This window comes from Aphanizomenon flos-aquae FACHB-1287, from assembly GCF_014698755.1.
Taxonomy (GTDB): Bacteria; Cyanobacteriota; Cyanobacteriia; order Cyanobacteriales; family Nostocaceae; genus Dolichospermum; species Dolichospermum flosaquae.
On record NZ_JACJTO010000015.1, the window covers coordinates 15,711 to 32,511 of the forward strand.

General features: G+C 36.6%; 11 protein-coding genes, 1 tRNA gene and 2 pseudogenes. 9 read left to right on the forward strand and 5 right to left on the reverse strand.

Going from position 1 to position 16,801, the window contains the following annotated elements:
* Nucleotides 1–33 precede the first annotated feature (33 nt).
* The 3 genes from H6G44_RS09200 to H6G44_RS09210 form a co-directional block, all read right to left on the reverse strand.
* Nucleotides 34–2,118 (reverse strand): methyl-accepting chemotaxis protein, encoded by a 2,085-nt coding sequence (locus H6G44_RS09200; RefSeq protein ID WP_190386239.1) that lies wholly within the window; start codon nt 2,116–2,118, stop codon nt 34–36.
* A gap of 58 nt (nt 2,119–2,176) precedes the next feature.
* The gene (locus H6G44_RS09205) at nt 2,177–2,677 is read right to left on the reverse strand and encodes a chemotaxis protein CheW (RefSeq protein ID WP_190386238.1); all 501 of its coding nucleotides are present in this window, start codon (nt 2,675–2,677) and stop codon (nt 2,177–2,179) included.
* A 307-nt stretch (nt 2,678–2,984) separates the two neighbouring features.
* Nucleotides 2,985–3,066: transfer RNA gene (locus H6G44_RS09210), tRNA-Leu, on the reverse strand.
* A 330-nt stretch (nt 3,067–3,396) separates the two neighbouring features.
* Here H6G44_RS09210 and H6G44_RS09215 point away from each other — a divergent pair.
* From H6G44_RS09215 to H6G44_RS09230, 4 genes are read left to right on the forward strand one after another with little or no spacing between them, the layout of a single operon-like run.
* Nucleotides 3,397–3,729 (forward strand): hypothetical protein, encoded by a 333-nt coding sequence (locus H6G44_RS09215; RefSeq protein ID WP_190386237.1) that lies wholly within the window; start codon nt 3,397–3,399, stop codon nt 3,727–3,729.
* A 57-nt stretch (nt 3,730–3,786) separates the two neighbouring features.
* Nucleotides 3,787–5,883, forward strand: coding sequence for a pentapeptide repeat-containing protein (locus H6G44_RS09220; RefSeq protein WP_190386236.1), 2,097 nt, complete (start codon nt 3,787–3,789; stop codon nt 5,881–5,883).
* 60 nt (nt 5,884–5,943) lie between these two features.
* Entirely contained in the window at nt 5,944–6,438 is a 495-nt protein-coding gene (locus H6G44_RS09225; protein ID WP_190386235.1) for a hypothetical protein, read from the forward strand.
* 57 nt (nt 6,439–6,495) lie between these two features.
* Complete coding sequence (locus tag H6G44_RS09230; protein WP_190386234.1) at nt 6,496–7,281, forward strand: ion transporter; 786 nt, start codon at nt 6,496–6,498, stop codon at nt 7,279–7,281.
* Nucleotides 7,282–7,351: 70 nt separating this feature from the next.
* Here H6G44_RS09230 and H6G44_RS09235 read toward each other — a convergent pair whose 3' ends face one another.
* Nucleotides 7,352–9,553, reverse strand: a complete 2,202-nt coding sequence (locus H6G44_RS09235; protein ID WP_190386233.1) for a transglycosylase SLT domain-containing protein — start codon at nt 9,551–9,553, stop codon at nt 7,352–7,354.
* Nucleotides 9,554–9,764: 211 nt separating this feature from the next.
* On the opposite strand from H6G44_RS09235, the pseudogene H6G44_RS09240 reads away from it, so the two are divergent.
* The 3 genes and pseudogenes from H6G44_RS09240 to H6G44_RS09250 form a co-directional block, all read left to right on the forward strand.
* A pseudogene (locus tag H6G44_RS09240) lies at nt 9,765–10,076 on the forward strand (SDR family oxidoreductase); the annotation flags it as partial.
* Nucleotides 10,077–10,185: 109 nt separating this feature from the next.
* Nucleotides 10,186–10,356 carry a type II toxin-antitoxin system HicB family antitoxin gene (locus H6G44_RS09245; protein WP_190386232.1) on the forward strand — a complete coding sequence of 57 codons (171 nt, stop codon included), beginning with the start codon at nt 10,186–10,188 and terminating at the stop codon, nt 10,354–10,356.
* 144 nt (nt 10,357–10,500) lie between these two features.
* Nucleotides 10,501–12,150 (forward strand): PIN-like domain-containing protein, encoded by a 1,650-nt coding sequence (locus H6G44_RS09250; RefSeq protein WP_190386231.1) that lies wholly within the window; start codon nt 10,501–10,503, stop codon nt 12,148–12,150.
* Between the two features lie 238 nt (nt 12,151–12,388).
* Here the strand turns inward: H6G44_RS09250 and H6G44_RS09255 are convergent.
* Nucleotides 12,389–13,244 (reverse strand): annotated as a pseudogene (locus H6G44_RS09255) (M28 family peptidase).
* 259 nt (nt 13,245–13,503) lie between these two features.
* Here H6G44_RS09255 and dnaK point away from each other — a divergent pair.
* Nucleotides 13,504–15,555, forward strand: a complete 2,052-nt coding sequence (dnaK, locus tag H6G44_RS09260; protein WP_190386230.1) for a molecular chaperone DnaK — start codon at nt 13,504–13,506, stop codon at nt 15,553–15,555.
* A 147-nt stretch (nt 15,556–15,702) separates the two neighbouring features.
* Complete coding sequence (locus tag H6G44_RS09265; RefSeq protein ID WP_190386229.1) at nt 15,703–16,698, forward strand: DnaJ C-terminal domain-containing protein; 996 nt, start codon at nt 15,703–15,705, stop codon at nt 16,696–16,698.
* Nucleotides 16,699–16,801 lie beyond the last annotated feature (103 nt).

Consider the following 16,801-nt stretch of genomic DNA (forward strand, 5'->3'; position numbering starts at 1 on the left):
TGAGTTATTATTAATTCAGAGCAAATGAGAATATTAATTAGCGGGTAAAGTCTCAATAGTCTGTTTTAACTCCTGAGAAATATCTACTGTTTTTTGTAAAAATTCGCAAATTTGACGAGAATTATTAATATTATTTGCTGATATAATAGTAATATCCTTCATAGTTTCACTAACTATTTTTGATGCTTCGACTTGAGATGTACTACAACTCAAAATTGACCGAACTAAGATATCTATTTGTTGTGATACATCAACAATTTGTTGTAAACTATATTTGGCATTTTCAATAATATGGCTACTTTCAGCAACTTGATTAGTTCCCGTTGTCATTATTTTTAATACTTGACTGGTTTCTCGTTGAATTTTGGTAATTATTTCCTCAATTTCTTGAGTTGCTACTGCACTTCTGGCCGCTAATTCCCCCACTTCTTCAGCTACTACAGCAAAACCTTGACCTTCTTCCCCAGCTTTTACAGCTTCAATTCCTGCATTAATTGCTAATAAATTAGTTTGCATAGCAATTTGATTAATTATAGAAACTACACGGGAAATTTGTTGAGAAGATTCTCCTAAACTTCTCATTTTTTTCGCTATTTCATCCAGTGTTTCTTGAAGCAAAAAAATATTTCGCAATGTTAAATCCATTGCTTCTTCAGTTTTAGTAGCTGTATAGTTAGTATTATTAACAATGGTGACAGCTTGCTGTGCTATATCAGCTATAGATTGAATAGCAACAGTTATATTGTTAATTGTTTCTAAGTTTCCCTGTATTTTTTCAGGTTCTATCACTGCTTCTGCTATGAATTTTTTCAAATAAATATTTATTTCACTAACCGTCTGTTGAATTTGGTTCACAATTGGCTGAATACTATCCTGAAAATCCTGGAGTTCTAAAATGTTTTGTTTGTTGACTACACTTAGATTTATTGGCTTTTTACTCTCCTTTTCTTCTGTTATAGATTTATTAATAATTTTAGCATTAATACTTTGTTTTAACCAAACTACAAACAATGTCATTAACAATGCAATTAATGATGTTATACCAACGGTTAATTTCCAAAATTCTCTTTCTTGCTGAAAGGTAATTACTCCATCTTTTGCTAGAATTAGCTGCCAATTTATATCCCGTAAATTTGATGATTTTTGGTATGGTATATAGCTAATTAATTGCTGCTTTTGATTATTTTTAGTAACCGCTGTAAATGTATCAATATTTTTAGTTTTCAAAATATTAGGTAAACTAGGATATGGATATACATCTATCAACTTTTTACCAAATAAATTCTTATAAGAACTAATTAGAATTCTCCCTTTTTCATCTAAAAAATAATATTTATAACTTCTATCCATATAACCTTTTACTACTTCTTCTAAAGCCTTTATAGGTATACGGGTTCTGACTATACCAATAGTATTACCATCATTTACATTTTTAATTGGTGCAGCTATATAAATTACTGCACCTACATTTTGAACTATTTCTACTTCACTAATAATAGGGATATTTTGTTTAATTACCTCTTGAAAATATAAACGTTGTTCTTCTGAATTTAAAGATTCTCCTGCTGATTGAATAATCACTTGTCCATTCAGATCAAATATAGCCACACTATCATAAACTTTACTACTTTTTATCAAGTGATCTAAGGAAGCTTGTATTTCTATATTTATTTTGCTAATATTAACTTTGCGCGTTGTTCTAAATTTTCCTATTTCTACTTTTTTGATTACATTTTTAACTGGATTAGGAGGAGTTAAAAACAATATATTAGATAATAACTGAATATCTCCATAACGTTCTCCAATAAAGTTATTAACTTTATCACTTAAATTAATTGCTGTAGTTTCTTGAGATGTAATAATTTGCTTTATAATTAACTTACTACCAAACATATAAGTTATTACCCCAATTCCTAAAACTGGTAAAGTTCCAATAGTTATGGACAAAAATATAGATTTTGTTCTCAATTTAAATTTTTTCAAATATTCTAATATATGATTCCATACCTTATTATAACTTGAATTTCCTCCTCTAATATCAACAAGTTGCCCTTGAGAAATTAAAGATCCTTTATTTGGAGAACTATTACTTTGTTTAATATCAGTTTTATTCAACATATATTTCTTCTATCACCCCTATAAAATAAAAACATTAACACATTTTTTTAAGTATTAATTATTCGTTAATACCAAGAATACCCGAACGTAAAATATGGACTGCATCTAATACTAGTAATATTTGTTCCTGTTGTACTACACAACCGCATAAGTACGGTACTAAACTAGATGCTACTTGTCCTATCGGAGAACGAACATCATCAACAATAAACTTAGTTGTACCTTTAATCTCTTGGACAACTAAACCCAAAATCATTGATTCTATCTGAATAACAATGATATTATACTGATGCAGCCGATGATCAAGGCATTCTAAATTAAACATCTTTGGTAAATCAACTACCCAAATTATATGACTACGCCAATTCATTAATCCTAATATACAAGCGGGCATATTCGGAATAGCTGTAACTGATGTCACAGGGACAACAATTACTTCTTGAGTATGAGCAATGGATAAAACAGCACCAGTTTGTTGATTCAGTTGAAATTTAATATAACCATTTTCTCCGCTGTTGTATATGGTTTGATTGTTAAAGTCAAGGTGTAATTTTTTCATGGGCAAGTATTATGAAAATTAATTTATTAGATTACATGAAATACATGAGATAATTAATTTGAACTTTAATATTTTCAGAAATTCATAGAGCAAGTACAAGTCAGTTTAATCTCTTCTAATTAGATTAACAAATATGTCTTCTTTACAAAGACGCTCTAGCATGATATAGTTCAACACATACTAAGTTATACAGAAAGAAATATTGAAAATAGGAAGAAATTCAGAAAGTTTTAATACAAAATATCACAAAGACACTGATAGGATTTCATTTTTCCCAGTGTCTTCAAGCTCACCATAAGTTTACAAGTGCGGATAAAAGGACTTGAACCTTCACTCCTTTCGGAACTAGAACCTAAATCTAGCGCGTCTGCCAATTTCGCCATATCCGCATCTGTAACCTACAGTAGCACAATAAATTATTTATGGCAATAGGTAAAAACTTTCTGTTCGTTGATTTTCAGATTACCATTTTTGTTAAGATATTAGTATCAATAAAATTACTGATGACATATCGTTTCTCAGTCTAATGAAGTACAAACCAATTGATTCCCTGTTCCCTAAAACTAAAAGACCTTCTAACTTACGAGCCTAGGAACTGGTATATAAAAATCAGAAACGGTAAAATTAGCACAATGAATTATCAAGATGCTGATGCAGTAGCGCCCAGTTTTTTGCGAAAATGTTCCCATCTACTGTTGATAAAAGGTCAATAAAGATTTATGAAATCTCAACCAGAAGAAAATTGGCAACGTCGTCTCCAAGATCTAGAAGCAGAAATCAAATCTACCAGTGTAAATACTCCCAAACCAGAAGCACAAACACCTGTAACTAGGTTTGCTCAATGGAACTTATATTTAGAAAGATCCAGAAATTGGTTTAATAGTTTATCAACAATCAAAAAAGTGGCAGTTACAGGTGTAGTCATGTTACTAACTGTTTGGATGGTGCAAACAGTATTTGCTTTAGTTGCTTCTATAATCAGTCTGGCAGTTTTGGCGGTGTTAGTGTATCTTGGATACAAATTTTTTATTGCTAATCGAAAAATACAATAAGCAATAATCTATTTAATCATGCCAATGATGGTGTAAAAAATCACAGGTAATTATTCAATGGCGAATCCAATGATCAGCAAGAGTGTTAGTCAGTCTAGCCGCCCAAAAAAACCGAAAAAAGCTAATATTATACCATTAACAACCAGGCGTTTTATGGCTTGGACTGTAGAAATAACACTCTTTATTGCCAGCGGGTTAGTTCCTTATAATCTAGGTGTATACGTAAATTCTCATAGTAATATCCGGCGAGTTCCTCTTAATCCTGTCCTCGTAGTTACAGAAAAAGTGATCGCTAGACCCTTAGCATTACCCGTAAGTTACGGTATTCGCCACGTAGCATGGCCGACTAATATCTTATGGATATTAGCCCTATTATTACCCACAAGCTTTTCTAGCTGGCAATTATATTTATTAGCAAAAACCGGTAGTACAATTCCCAAACGGTGGTTTGGTGTCCGAGTAGTAAACGTTGCTGGCGCAGCCCCAGGTTTAGGCGCGGTGCTAGTTAGAGAAGGATTAGGACGTTGGACAATACCAGTTTCCGCAGCCTATCTACTCTGGCGTTACAGCTTTACTTTCCCAAATCTAACTTTGTTTACATCATTAACCATATTAATGATCTTAGCAGAATCAAAGGGCTGGCCTGTTGAAAAGCATCCCCGATCATTTCATGATCAACTAGCAGGAACTTACACAATAGATATAACCAGCACTGTCAATCATCCTGGGGAGCAGTCAACAATCGCCCAAAATGATGGAAATAGCCCCTCGACCCAACCAGCAAGTTCTACACCTTCCTCAAAAAATAGCAACTTTAAATTATTTTTAGTAGGACTAACTAGCATGATTGCTGTGTTATCAACCTTAATAGGTACACAAATTTATATCCAAACCCAAGAAAGCCAACGCAGAACCGAACAAATTAATAGTCAAAAGTTTATTGAACTCCTCAAAGGGTTGAATACTAACGGTGTTACCAATGAAGATCGACAAAGAGCCATTTTAGCCCTAGGAACCATTGATAATCAGCAATCTATTCAATTGTTAATTGACTTGTTAGCCAAAGAAACAGACCCCAAAATCCTGAATACCATTCAACAAGCTTTAATTAATAGTGGTTTTAAAGCTATTCCCGAATTAAACCGTATGAATCAGTTTCTCGCTGGAGAACTGGTATCTCTGGGTAAAAGTTCCCATAGCGAAATTAGACAAAATCAGTTAATTCTCACCCAGCAGGTAATTAATAAAATTCTGGCTATCCATGGTAAAATTAGGAACATTGACTTGAGCAACGTTCAATTAGGTGGCCAACAGTCTGGAGGAAAGTCCCTATTTAAGTTTGTATTAAACAATCTTGATTTATCAGGAATTGTCTTAAAATCGGCAAATCTTAACCAAGCTAATTTCCAGGATAGTCAGTTTCGCAGTGTCGGTGAAGATAGACGTTGGGATACTTATGATGATGTAATAGCAGATCTAAATAATGTTCAATTAAAACAAGCTAACTTAATTAATGTTAACTTAAGTCGTGTTTCCATGAGCCAAAGTGATTTAAGTCAGGCTAATCTTAATAAAGCCAACTTATCATACACCCGTTTATTTGCTGCTAATCTCAGTAGTGCCCAACTAGTAGGTACAGATCTACGAAATGCAATTTTAGAAAATGCCAGCCTGACAAATGCAGATTTAAGCAATGCTAATTTAACAGAAGCAAATTTATACTCTGCTCGCTTAGTCCGTGTTTCTGCCATCGGTACACAATTAGCTTATGCCAATTTAAGTAAAACTGATTGGCAAGGTGCAGATTTATCTGAAGCCTATTTAGATTATGCTAATCTCAGTTATGCTAATTTAAGTTCTACACGGCTTACTGGCACTAGTTTGCGCTCGGCTAATCTAGAAAACGCTAATTTGCGAGATGCTGATTTAAGTCGCGCTGATTTACGGGAAGCAAATGTCGCTGGAGCAGATTTTCAAGGTACAATTCTCTTTGTCGGTAAACAAAATCCAGCAGACCAGTTTGTGGAAACACCGGATATTGGTTCTCAAAATGCCTCAATCAAAGGAGTAGATTTTAGTAAAGCTAAAAATTTAGATCAGCAGCAATTAGCATTTATTTGTACTCAAGGTGGACTACATTCTCGTTGTCCATAATGCCGGAAATAGGGGATAATGCAGGGAATAGGGAAAGGCAAGAGTAATAACAACGGACAAATGAAACACTTTCAGTATTGGCTTGGGGTAATGGGAATGGCAACAGCTTTAAGTTTAACGGTAAACTCTCAACCAGCACCGGCGCAAGTAGCTTATGGTAGTTATGTTGGTATTGGTCCGACTGTAGGATTGACAGATGGTACTCAAGTGGGTGGAGTTCTAGCTTTTCGCTACAAATTACTGGAAACACCTGTTTCTTTCCGCACTCAAGCTTTAATTGGTAAGGGAACAGCAATAGTTCCGACTGTTTCCTATGACCTCCCCCTCAACTGGCAAACTGATGTTTATTTGGGTGCTGGGTTAGTCTTAACTAGTGGTGATACACCTTCTCCTGTCGGTAATAAAATTAGTTTTGCTTTACAACCAGGGATTGACTATGTTATACCTAATAGTAGTACCGTAATTTTTGGTAATGCTATTATTGCCTTTGATGCCTACCGAAATACTGGTGGTACGGCTTTATCTTTGCAAGGTGGAGTCGGTTTAAGGTTTTAATTCTGAATTTGTCATGGCTCATTAGTAAGAATTTTTTAATTTTTAATTCTGAAAAAAATGCTACCAAACCGAGAGAAAATAGATTTTTACTTAACAGACCTAGAAACTACTGTAGGCAAAATCATTAGTATAACTATTTCTTTGTTGGTTTTAGTATCTTCGGGAATTTTTGTAGCAGAAACCTATGATATTTCTGAAGATACCCGCTTAGAGTTAAGGGTATTAGATAATTGTGTATTAATAATTTTTGCCGGGGAATATTTACTCCGCTTATGGAGTACAAAAGATAGAATTAAATATATTCTGAGTTTTTATGCAATTATTGATTTAATCTCAATTTTACCATCTTTTATAGGATTAGTAAATATTAGTTTTATCCGGCTATTGCGTTGGTTTAGAATCTTACGTTTACTAAGATTTATTGATAAAAAGTTTTTAACTGTTAGTATCATTAATCAAGATCGTATCATCTTTGCCAGAATATTATTTACTCTATTTGCCATAGTTTTTGTTTTTTCTGGGTTAATTTATCAAGTTGAACATCCAGTTAATCCAAAAAGTTTTGACACCTTTTTAGATGCTTTTTATTTCTCTATCGTGACTATGACAACAGTAGGATTTGGTGATGTGATACCAATTTCTGAGTTGGGTCGTTTACTAACGGTATTAATGATTTTAACAGGAGTAGCCCTGATTCCCTGGCAAATTGGCGACTTAATTAGACGATTAGTAAAAACTGCCAATCAGGTGGAAACTGTTTGTCAAAGATGTGGTTTAGCATTCCATGATGGAGATGCGGGATTTTGTAAAAGGTGCGGTAAACAATTAATAATTGACCAATGAATTGATCATACGCCTCACCTATAGGACAATGAAAATCTACACTTGCTAAATACACATTACAATGATTCTCCTAAGGTTTAATTAATTTGGTGGTAATTTTGGATGTATTTTGTGAGTATTTGGTAACTATACCAGAAACTTCCGGGTTATAAAGTCGTAGATAATTCCAGTAGTTACCGAAAACTTGACGGACATAATTTTTAGTTTCATCAAAAGGAATTTCCTCGACAAATTCATCTGGATCTTTTTTCGGTATGGTTTGCAACCATTTAGCAACATTACCAGGACCTGCATTATAACTAGCGATCGCTAACATAGAATTATTGCTATACTGTTGATGAGTATGATCAAGATACCAAGTCCCCAACATAATATTATCATTGGGATTTTCTAGATTAAGTTTTTTAAAATCTAAACCAATTTGTGGAGCTATCCATGCTCCCGTACTGGGCATAACTTGCATCAAACCAGTTGCACCGACCGGTGACTTAATTTTCGACTGAAAGCGGGACTCTTGACGCATTAAAGCCGTAACTAGTAAGGGATTAAGTTGCCGGGAAATAGACCATTTTTCAATTTCTTTAGAATAAGGCAAAGGATAACGGGCTTGCCAATAACTTACTTGTTGACTTAAAGCCGCATATTCGGCTTTTTCTGCGGGTATTTTTCGGTCTTCTAATTTAGAAATTTTGTCAATACCACTGAGATATTCACCTTTAGTTAATCTCATTAATCCTTCGGTAAATTGTTCAGAAACAGTGGGCTGATTTTTATTTTTAAATTCTGTTTCCCATTGCCACCAAGCATCACGATTTTGTCCCAGTAAATACAATTCATGGAAAGTCTGAGAACCAGCGGGAGGAACAGAACGTTGAGGGAAAATAATTGTCGGATTCATTCCCCGCAAATCGTCAAAATTACCAACATTCAAACCCAAAATACTCGCCGAACGCCAGGCATAATAAGACTGAGGAAATTCATTAATTACAGATTGATAAGCAGTAATAGCTTCCTGTTGTTTTCCTAACATCATTGCCCATTTGCCTATCCAAAATCCGGCTCTAGGAGCTAAAATACTAGTTTTGTTATTAATAGTAATTGGTTGTGCCCATTGCCATGCTCCTAAATAGTCATTATTTTTAGCTTTAGCTTGGGCAATTTTCCAGCGAAATTCTGCCGCTTCTTCAGAGTTGCTATATTTTCCTAGCAATAATTTCTCTGTAGTATTAGCTGATTGATTATCTTTGAGAGATTCTAATATCTTGGCTTTTTTGACTAATGCTTGAGGCGCTTGATCAGGAAATTTACTAATTATTTGGTCAAGATAAATAATAGAGTCTTTACCTTTAGCGATATCCGACAATCTTAATAAAGCTATTGGGGTTTCTTTAGCAGTGGGAAATTCTTGTAGTAGTTGTTTATAAACTACAACTGCTTGATTTTGTTCTTTATTTAATTGTAATCCCCTGGCAATGCGGTAGAGACTAGTGGCAGTTTTTGGTGCTTGAATATAAGCATTTTTAGCTTTAGTAAATTGATTGTTATCCCAGTAACCTGAACCAATGATTTCCCAATGAGCGGGTTCAAGTTGTGGCTGTTTTACCAACTGATCTAATATACCCACAATTCCTGGCTCATCAGATGCGTATTTAGCCAAAATTAATTGTAAATTGGGTTGATTAGGATTATCTTTTAAACGTTTACGAATAATTTCCCAAGTCAGGGGGTGGGAGGGAAATTTAGCGATCGCTTGATCATATAATCTTGGTTGAGCAACGGCATAAATGGCTTTAACCACCGCTGCATCTTGAGAATATTCTTTTAGGACCTTGCGGCGCAAATCCGCAGCTTTGTTATCTTCACCCAAAATATTATGAGCCTGGGCTTGTTTAAGTAAAATATAAGGTGCTAAAACAGGAAAATCTTTTTCCAGTCCTGTTAACAGACTCAGGGCTTTTTTTCCTTGAGAAGTTTCCACGTAATCACTAGCTAACAGATAACGAGCCCGTTCCCGGTCTGGATAACTACCTGTTTCAGCGATTTCCGTAAGTTTTGTTAATCTTTCTGGTACAGATTGAGACAACAAAGCAAATACAACCGACTTGACTTTTCCAGTCTCAGAGGGGCTTTCCTGCTTACTCTGACTCACTTTCAACCACCGACTTAGAGTTTTGCCAGCTTGCGGGGCTGATACCATTCCCCCAGCTAAAAAGGCACAAAGCCCAGCACCAGCAAGCAAATAAATTTGTGTTTTCTGTAATTTTTTTAACATTAGTAATCGCTGATGATCCTAGTTTTTGCCGGAGAAAGTTAGGGTTAAAATTAATATTATGACAAGTTAACCATTAGGATAACACCCCCTGACAAGTTTTACAGCTATGATGCAAGGCGCGAAAATTCCCACCAGTTTAGACTAATGTAATCTGTACCAACGGATTGGAGCGAATAAAGTCCAAATTTAGGGAATAGGGAATCTTACCGTTTCTCGCGCTGGGGCTAAACCTGCGGGAAATTTAGCGGCTTATTCTGCGGCTAAGGCTGGGGTGATAGCCTTAACGAAAGCGATAGCGAAGCGCTCCGTAGGAATCGCAGATGAAACCAAAGGTACTAACATTACCGCTAATACCATTCTCCCCAGTGTCATTGATACCCCCGCTAACAGAGTAGGTACACCCGCAGAAATCGCTGATAAATGGGTAAAACTGGAATCTATCGCTTAAGTTATTTGTTTTTTAGCCTCAGAAGCGGCCAAGGATGTCCGTGGTGCAGCAATTCCCGTTTATGGTAGTTTGTGAAATACACCAGCAATTGACTTTTTTCGAGAATCTGCGATAATCTTCCATTAAGACTAATAATCGAAATTTTCAAAGCTAAAATACAGGTATTACTTAACTACAACTTAGTATGAAATTCAATGTCACGATTGATCGAGACGAAGATGGTGTCTGGATTATTGAATGTCCTAGTATTCCTGGTTGCATTAGTCAGGGAGAGACAAAAGAAGAGGCTTTAGAGAATATTCAAGATGCGATTTCTGCTTGCTTACAAGTGAGGGCAGAGATGACCTTCGGATAGTATAATCGTAAACATGAGAAGATCATTGTTAAGGCGATCAAGGCATAACAAATCATTAGAGTGGATATTATTGTGATACTCTATGTCGAGAGTGAAAATATTTTACTGTTGCTCAATTTACCCGTTAGCGAATCTCTCTGAAATATGATAAAAAAGGAAAACATAGAACTCTATAATCTTACCCCAACTAAAGAGGAACGATTATGGAAGGATTGCATCTTCATTTTTGATACATCTGCATTATTGGAATTTTACTATTATTCTGATCATGTAAGGATTGAGATATTTACAAATATTTTTCAAAAGTTAGTTAATCGCTTATGGATTCCTCAACAAGTAGAATATGAATATTTGAAGAATAGAGAAAAAGTTACAACAAAACCTATCCAGTCCTATAAAAATTTAATTAAAATAGATCAGAACAATAAAGATAGTGGTCATTTAGAAATTATTAGGAAAAGTATTAAAAATATACATGACCTATTAGAGAAAAATATTAAAAAAAATGAATTGGCGACTTTGTGTGGGAAATTCAATGATTTAAAAGATAAAACTAAAAAATCAGAGAAGCATCCTTATTTAGGAGAAAACCTGATTGATGACTTTGAACTTGTAATAAACGAATTTGAGGAATTATTTAACGAAATTGGAGATAAAATACGTGAATTTGAAAATCAGTTTGAAGAATTTGAAAATAAAGTAAAGAAGGAAATTTCCAATAGAGAAAAACATATCACAGAGTTGTCAAAAAACGATCCTGTTTTAGAAGGATTTAGCAAATATTTTGAAGTAGGAGAAGGATATAGCTTTTCTGATTTGATGGAAATTGTCAAAGAAGGAGAACTACGTTATCGCTCAGATATTCCTCCTGGTTATGAAGATAGTAGAGGAAAGCGAAAAAAAGAAGGAATACAAATTTACGGAGACTTAATCGCATGGAAACAGATTATTTCTTATGCTGAAAAGAGAGGAAAATCTATTGTTCTAATTATAAATGATATCAAACCTGATTGGTGTTACAAGAGCGATGATAAGAATAATAGGATTGATAGTCCGCGAGAAGAATTAGTTAAGGAACTTTATGATGCTGCAAAAGTAGAATTCTGGATGTATACATTTTCAGATTTTTTGTATAAAGCTAACATAATGCTTGATGCTAATCTTGACAAAGATATTTTAGAAAAAGTCGAAGAAGTCGAAAAACAGAATCTTATACAAAAGCAACACACTAACTCAAATCAGAAATTAGTAATTTTTTCTGAAGCTCCACAAGCCAATCCAATAAATGCCCAGATCACTGTATGTTCATCTGAAGGTTTACCAGTTGACCATGCCTCGATAACAGCGATTGCCGATAACAGTACGACAAAAAGTGTGGTGACATCTTCCGAGGGAAAAGCCGTGATCGAAATTCCTACTAGACGTTTATATCGCTTGCTAGTAGCTCATCCACAGTATCCTGGTGTCCTAATTAACTCCTGGAACCCAAGCGATGACTTAAAGGTAACTTTGTTTGAGTCAGAAAATACTGGTTCGTTGATCTGTGACAGCACTTGCTATGTACCTAGCCTTGAAGGACGGCTTAATCCAATTCTAGATACATCCGGTCGAACTTATCTGTATGCGGACAACATTGCGATTAATGGAGGTGTTCAACAACCTGGAAATTTTATTATCGATGAGCCATTTGAGCTTGAGGATTGTAACGGCATAGTGATGCAAGTAAGGGTATTGTTTATTCAAGGAAGAACCTCCCTAATTCAGTATGTCTATCCACGTCTAAATAACAGCTAACACTTTATAATAGAAAATTATGTGCTTAACCGTAAATTTTAGAAGATGATTGTTGAGTAAATTCGCCCTCTAAGAACACATCAAATTATTTGAGAGTATTTGTTGTTGAGTGAGATATCGAAGCACTCCGTAGGAATCGCTTATTTACAGCAGAAACGTCCGAATTGACGAACAAAAGAAGTTTTAATCCTGTTAATCCTTAAATCCTGGATATCCTGATTCAGACAATAATCTTAATTTACAATCTCCTAATTCCCTGTTCCAAACCCTCACAGACACCCGTGAGAAAATCTAAATCCAAAGTAGCAATAGTATCGCTTGGTTTGTGATAATGGGGATTTCGCATAAACGCCGTATCCGTCACCATGATTGCCGGATAACCTTGATCCCAAAAAGGTGCATGATCACTTAAGCGAGTTTGGGGAACTAATAAACCGCGATTTGGTGCTGGTAGCCATTGACTAGGTATACCAACTTTGTGAATACTTTTACTTAAACTAATTAAATCACCCAAAGTCTTTAAATTGCCAATTAAAGCTATAAAATCACCACGATTTGGGTAAAATAACTCTAAAGGAAATGGGTATTTTTGAGAACCAGGAGTAGAATCCCGATATCCCAACATTTCCAAAGATATCATCAAGCGAAGAGGTTGCTTTTGTTCGCGCAACAAAGCTGCATAATCAGCACTACCCAACAACCCATATTCTTCCATGTCAAAAGCCACCAGCCGCAAAGGATATCTAGCGGGAGTTTCGGCAAAACTTCTGGCAAATTCTAATAAAACCGCCACACCCGTTGCATTATCATCAGCCCCAACAGTTCCTAATACACCATCATATAGCTTGGTGAGCGCCAATTAAAATAGGTGGTAAATCTGCCTTTTGTTTTGTGGTTGCAGCGGGTAAATTTAAAATCAGGTTTCTACAGCTTTTACCTCTGACTTCAAAGGTGTGGATTTCCACACTTCCCCATTGTCCTAATTGCTGGCGAATGTATTCTTGAACAAAGAAATGCGCCGCACTGTCCATGTATGGGTTGCGTTCTCTGGCTACTTCCTGAAGATGGTTTTCTAACCGCTGTTTTAAATTCAAAGTGGATAAAGATAATGTTTAATGGGCAAGAGTAAAGATCAATATTTCCTTTTCCAACTGACCACTGACAACTGACAACTGACCTAAAATGCTATCCTAGTTTAGCAAGTAGCGCTGCTGTTGCTAAAATGCCTTTAGTTTCTGATTTAATAATGACTATTATACTATTGGATTGTTGACCTGATTTAGTACCAAGCTAAAAGCAGTATTATTATATCATAATAAATTTACAAAACACGCAACAGGAGACGAGTAACGCATGGGCAAGGTAGTTGGCATCGACTTGGGTACAACCAACTCAGTAGTCGCCGTCATGGAGGGTGGCAAGCCGGTGGTGATTGCCAATGCAGAAGGAATGCGAACAACCCCCTCCGTAGTTGGCTTTAGTAAAGAAGGGGAAAGGGTTGTGGGGCAAATGGCCAGACGGCAAACCGTCCTTAATCCCCAAAATACCTTTTTTGCAGTAAAACGCTTCATTGGGCGCAAATATGGCGAATTAAACCCGGATTCTAAGCGTGTTCCTTACACTATCCGTAAAGATGAAATTGGCAATATTAAAGTTGCTTGTCCCCGTTTAAATAAGGAATTTTCTCCAGAAGAAATTTCCGCCATGGTGTTGAAAAAATTAGCTGATGATGCTAGTCGTTATTTAGGTGAACCTGTGACTGGGGCTGTGATTACTGTTCCGGCTTATTTTAATGATTCCCAACGTCAAGCGACCCGTGACGCAGGCCGAATTGCCGGTTTAGATGTTTTACGCATTCTCAACGAACCTACAGCGGCATCTTTGGCTTACGGATTAGATCGAGGTTACACAGAAACTATTCTCGTTTTTGATTTGGGTGGTGGAACTTTTGATGTCTCTTTGTTAGAAGTGGGTGAGGGCGTATTTGAGGTTAAATCTACCAGTGGAGATACTCAACTTGGTGGTAATGATTTTGACAGAAAAGTAGTTGATTGGTTAGCAGAACAGTTTTTAGAAGCAGAGGGTGTAGACTTAAGAAGAGATCGACAAGCTTTGCAACGGTTAATGGAAGCCGCAGAAAAGGCGAAAATTGAACTTTCTGCCGTTAGTGTCACTGATATTAATTTACCCTTCATTACCGCCACAGAGGATGGTCCAAAACACTTAGAAACTTCCATCACGCGATCGCAATTTGAAGGTTTATGTATAGACTTATTGAGTAGATTAAAAGCACCAGTTAAACGAGCTTTAAAGGATGCCGGACTTTCTCCTGTAGATATCGAAGAAGTTGTATTAGTCGGTGGTTCGACGAGAATACCAATGGTGAAACAGCTAGTTCAAGACTTAATTGGTATTGAACCCAGTGAAAACGTCAATCCTGATGAAGTCGTTGCTGTGGGTGCAGCCATTCAGGGCAGTATTCTCGCTGGAGAACTCAAGGATGTACTCCTCTTAGATGTTACACCCCTATCTATGGGCTTAGAAACCATCGGTGGTGTAATGAAAAAACTGATCCCCCGCAATACAACTATCCCCGTCCGTCGTTCTGACATTTTTTCCACCTCTGAAAATAACCAAAATAGCGTAGAAATCAATATTGTTCAGGGTGAAAGGGACATGGCCACAGATAACAAGTCTTTGGGCCGGTTTAAACTTTATGGCATTCCTCCCGCACCCAGGGGTATTCCCCAAGTTCAAGTATCTTTTGATATTGACGCTAATGGGATTTTACAGGTAACAGCCCTAGATCGTACCACGGGCAGAGAACAAAGCATTACTATTCAAGGCGCTTCTACTTTAAGTGAGTCGGAAGTTAACCGTATGATTCAGGATGCTCAAAAATATGCTGACGTTGACAGAAAACGGAAGGAACGAGTTGAAAAGCGTACCCGTGCTGAAGCGTTAATATTGCAAGCAGAACGGCAATTGCGAGAAGTCGCTTTGGAAATGGGAATGCAATTTGCCCGTAACCGTCGTCAACGCATTGATAATATTTGCCGAAATTTACGGGAAAGTTTACAAGCTGACGAAGATCGCGGTATTGATCAGGCTTATGCTGATTTACAAGATGCTCTGTATGAACTGAATAGAGAAGTCCGTCAGTATTATGCTGAGGATGAAGACGAAGATTTATTTGGTGCTATCCGTGACATCTTTGCAGGTGAAAAAGAAAAAGAGCCGGAAAGAGATGTTTACAGAAATAACTATCAGCAAGATTCATCTAATCGAGGTGTTAACAGGGATTATGGCAACTCAAGTCGTTCTCCCAATTATGAAGGTCGTCCCACTCGCAGTAAACGCCCTAGTTATCAAGATAACTGGGATGATGATGATGATTGGCTATAATCTCGATTTTAGATTTTAGATTAATTATATTTGATTTGATCTACATTCAAAAATCTTTCCCAATAATTTGATTTGCAGGGTCAGTCATAAGTAGAAGCGCAACTGACCACTGACCACTGACCACTGACAACTAACACTTAACAGATTATGCAAAATTTGCAGAATTTTCGGGATTATTACGAGATATTAGGAGTTTCTAAAGATGCTTCTAGCGAGGAAATTAAAAAGGTTTACCGTCGTTTAGCTAGACAATATCATCCTGACCTGAATCCTGGAAATAAGGAAGCTGAGGAAAAGTTTAAAACCATCGGTGAGGCTTATGAAATCCTTTCTGATTCTAGCAGGCGATCGCAATATGATCAATTTAGCCGCTATTGGCAGCAAAACGGCTTTGTTGCCAATAAACAAACTCCTAAGCCAAAAGGTTGGGATAACCGCCCTAACGGGCGTTCTGGTCAAGAAGTAGACCCCAGCCAATTTAACGATTTTGAGAGTTTTGTTAATCAGGTAATTGGTGTCAGCAACCGCAAAGAACCCAGAACTAGTTCGGAAAATACCACCACTAGCGACCCCTTCCGCAGTCCACGAACTAAAGTTGCATATACGGTCAATACTCCCCCACCTCGTGCTACCCGTCGGGATATTGAAGCTAGATTAACCTTACCTTTAGAAAAAGCTTATCAAGGTGGTAGCGAAAGAATACGCTTAGAAGATGGGCGATCGCTCGAAGTGACTATGCCCCCGGCTATGGTGACAGGGCAAACAATTCGCTTGCGAAATCAAGGAATTAGTGGTGGTGATTTATACTTGAAAATTACCGTCGATCCCCATCCTTTGTTTAAGCTAGAAGGTACTAATATCTTTTGTCAAGTCCCTGTAACTCCCAGTGAAGCAACATTGGGCGGACAAGTCGAAGCGCCTACCCTTGATGGTCCGGTGAAAATGACCATTCCTCCTGGTGTCAGGTCGGGACAAAGATTCCGTCTTGGTAATAAGGGCTACCCTGGTGAAAATGGTCAACGAGGTGATCAATTGGTAGAAATTCAGATAGTAACTCCCAAAAGTATTACACCCCAAGAACGGGAACTTTATGAAAAGTTGCGAGAAATAGAAACTTTTAAACCACGGGCTGATTTAATTTAACGGTAAAATAAATTACAGAAAAGATCAAAGAACACAGATGAAAGATACGGCGTGGGGAGAGAATTTTAGGCTCCGGGATCTGTTACCCTGAAAATAGGTTATG

Coding starts and splice junctions, on each gene's coding strand:
- H6G44_RS09265 (WP_190386229.1), top strand. CDS start 15,703: ATGCAAAATTTGCAGAATTTTCGGGATTATTACGAGATATTAGGAGTT.
- H6G44_RS09220 (WP_190386236.1), top strand. CDS start 3,787: ATGGCGAATCCAATGATCAGCAAGAGTGTTAGTCAGTCTAGCCGCCCA.
- H6G44_RS09200 (WP_190386239.1), bottom strand. CDS start 2,118: ATGTTGAATAAAACTGATATTAAACAAAGTAATAGTTCTCCAAATAAA.
- H6G44_RS09215 (WP_190386237.1), top strand. CDS start 3,397: ATGAAATCTCAACCAGAAGAAAATTGGCAACGTCGTCTCCAAGATCTA.
- dnaK (WP_190386230.1), top strand. CDS start 13,504: ATGGGCAAGGTAGTTGGCATCGACTTGGGTACAACCAACTCAGTAGTC.
- H6G44_RS09235 (WP_190386233.1), bottom strand. CDS start 9,553: ATGTTAAAAAAATTACAGAAAACACAAATTTATTTGCTTGCTGGTGCT.
- H6G44_RS09250 (WP_190386231.1), top strand. CDS start 10,501: ATGATAAAAAAGGAAAACATAGAACTCTATAATCTTACCCCAACTAAA.
- H6G44_RS09225 (WP_190386235.1), top strand. CDS start 5,944: ATGAAACACTTTCAGTATTGGCTTGGGGTAATGGGAATGGCAACAGCT.
- H6G44_RS09230 (WP_190386234.1), top strand. CDS start 6,496: ATGCTACCAAACCGAGAGAAAATAGATTTTTACTTAACAGACCTAGAA.
- H6G44_RS09245 (WP_190386232.1), top strand. CDS start 10,186: ATGAAATTCAATGTCACGATTGATCGAGACGAAGATGGTGTCTGGATT.
- H6G44_RS09205 (WP_190386238.1), bottom strand. CDS start 2,677: ATGAAAAAATTACACCTTGACTTTAACAATCAAACCATATACAACAGC.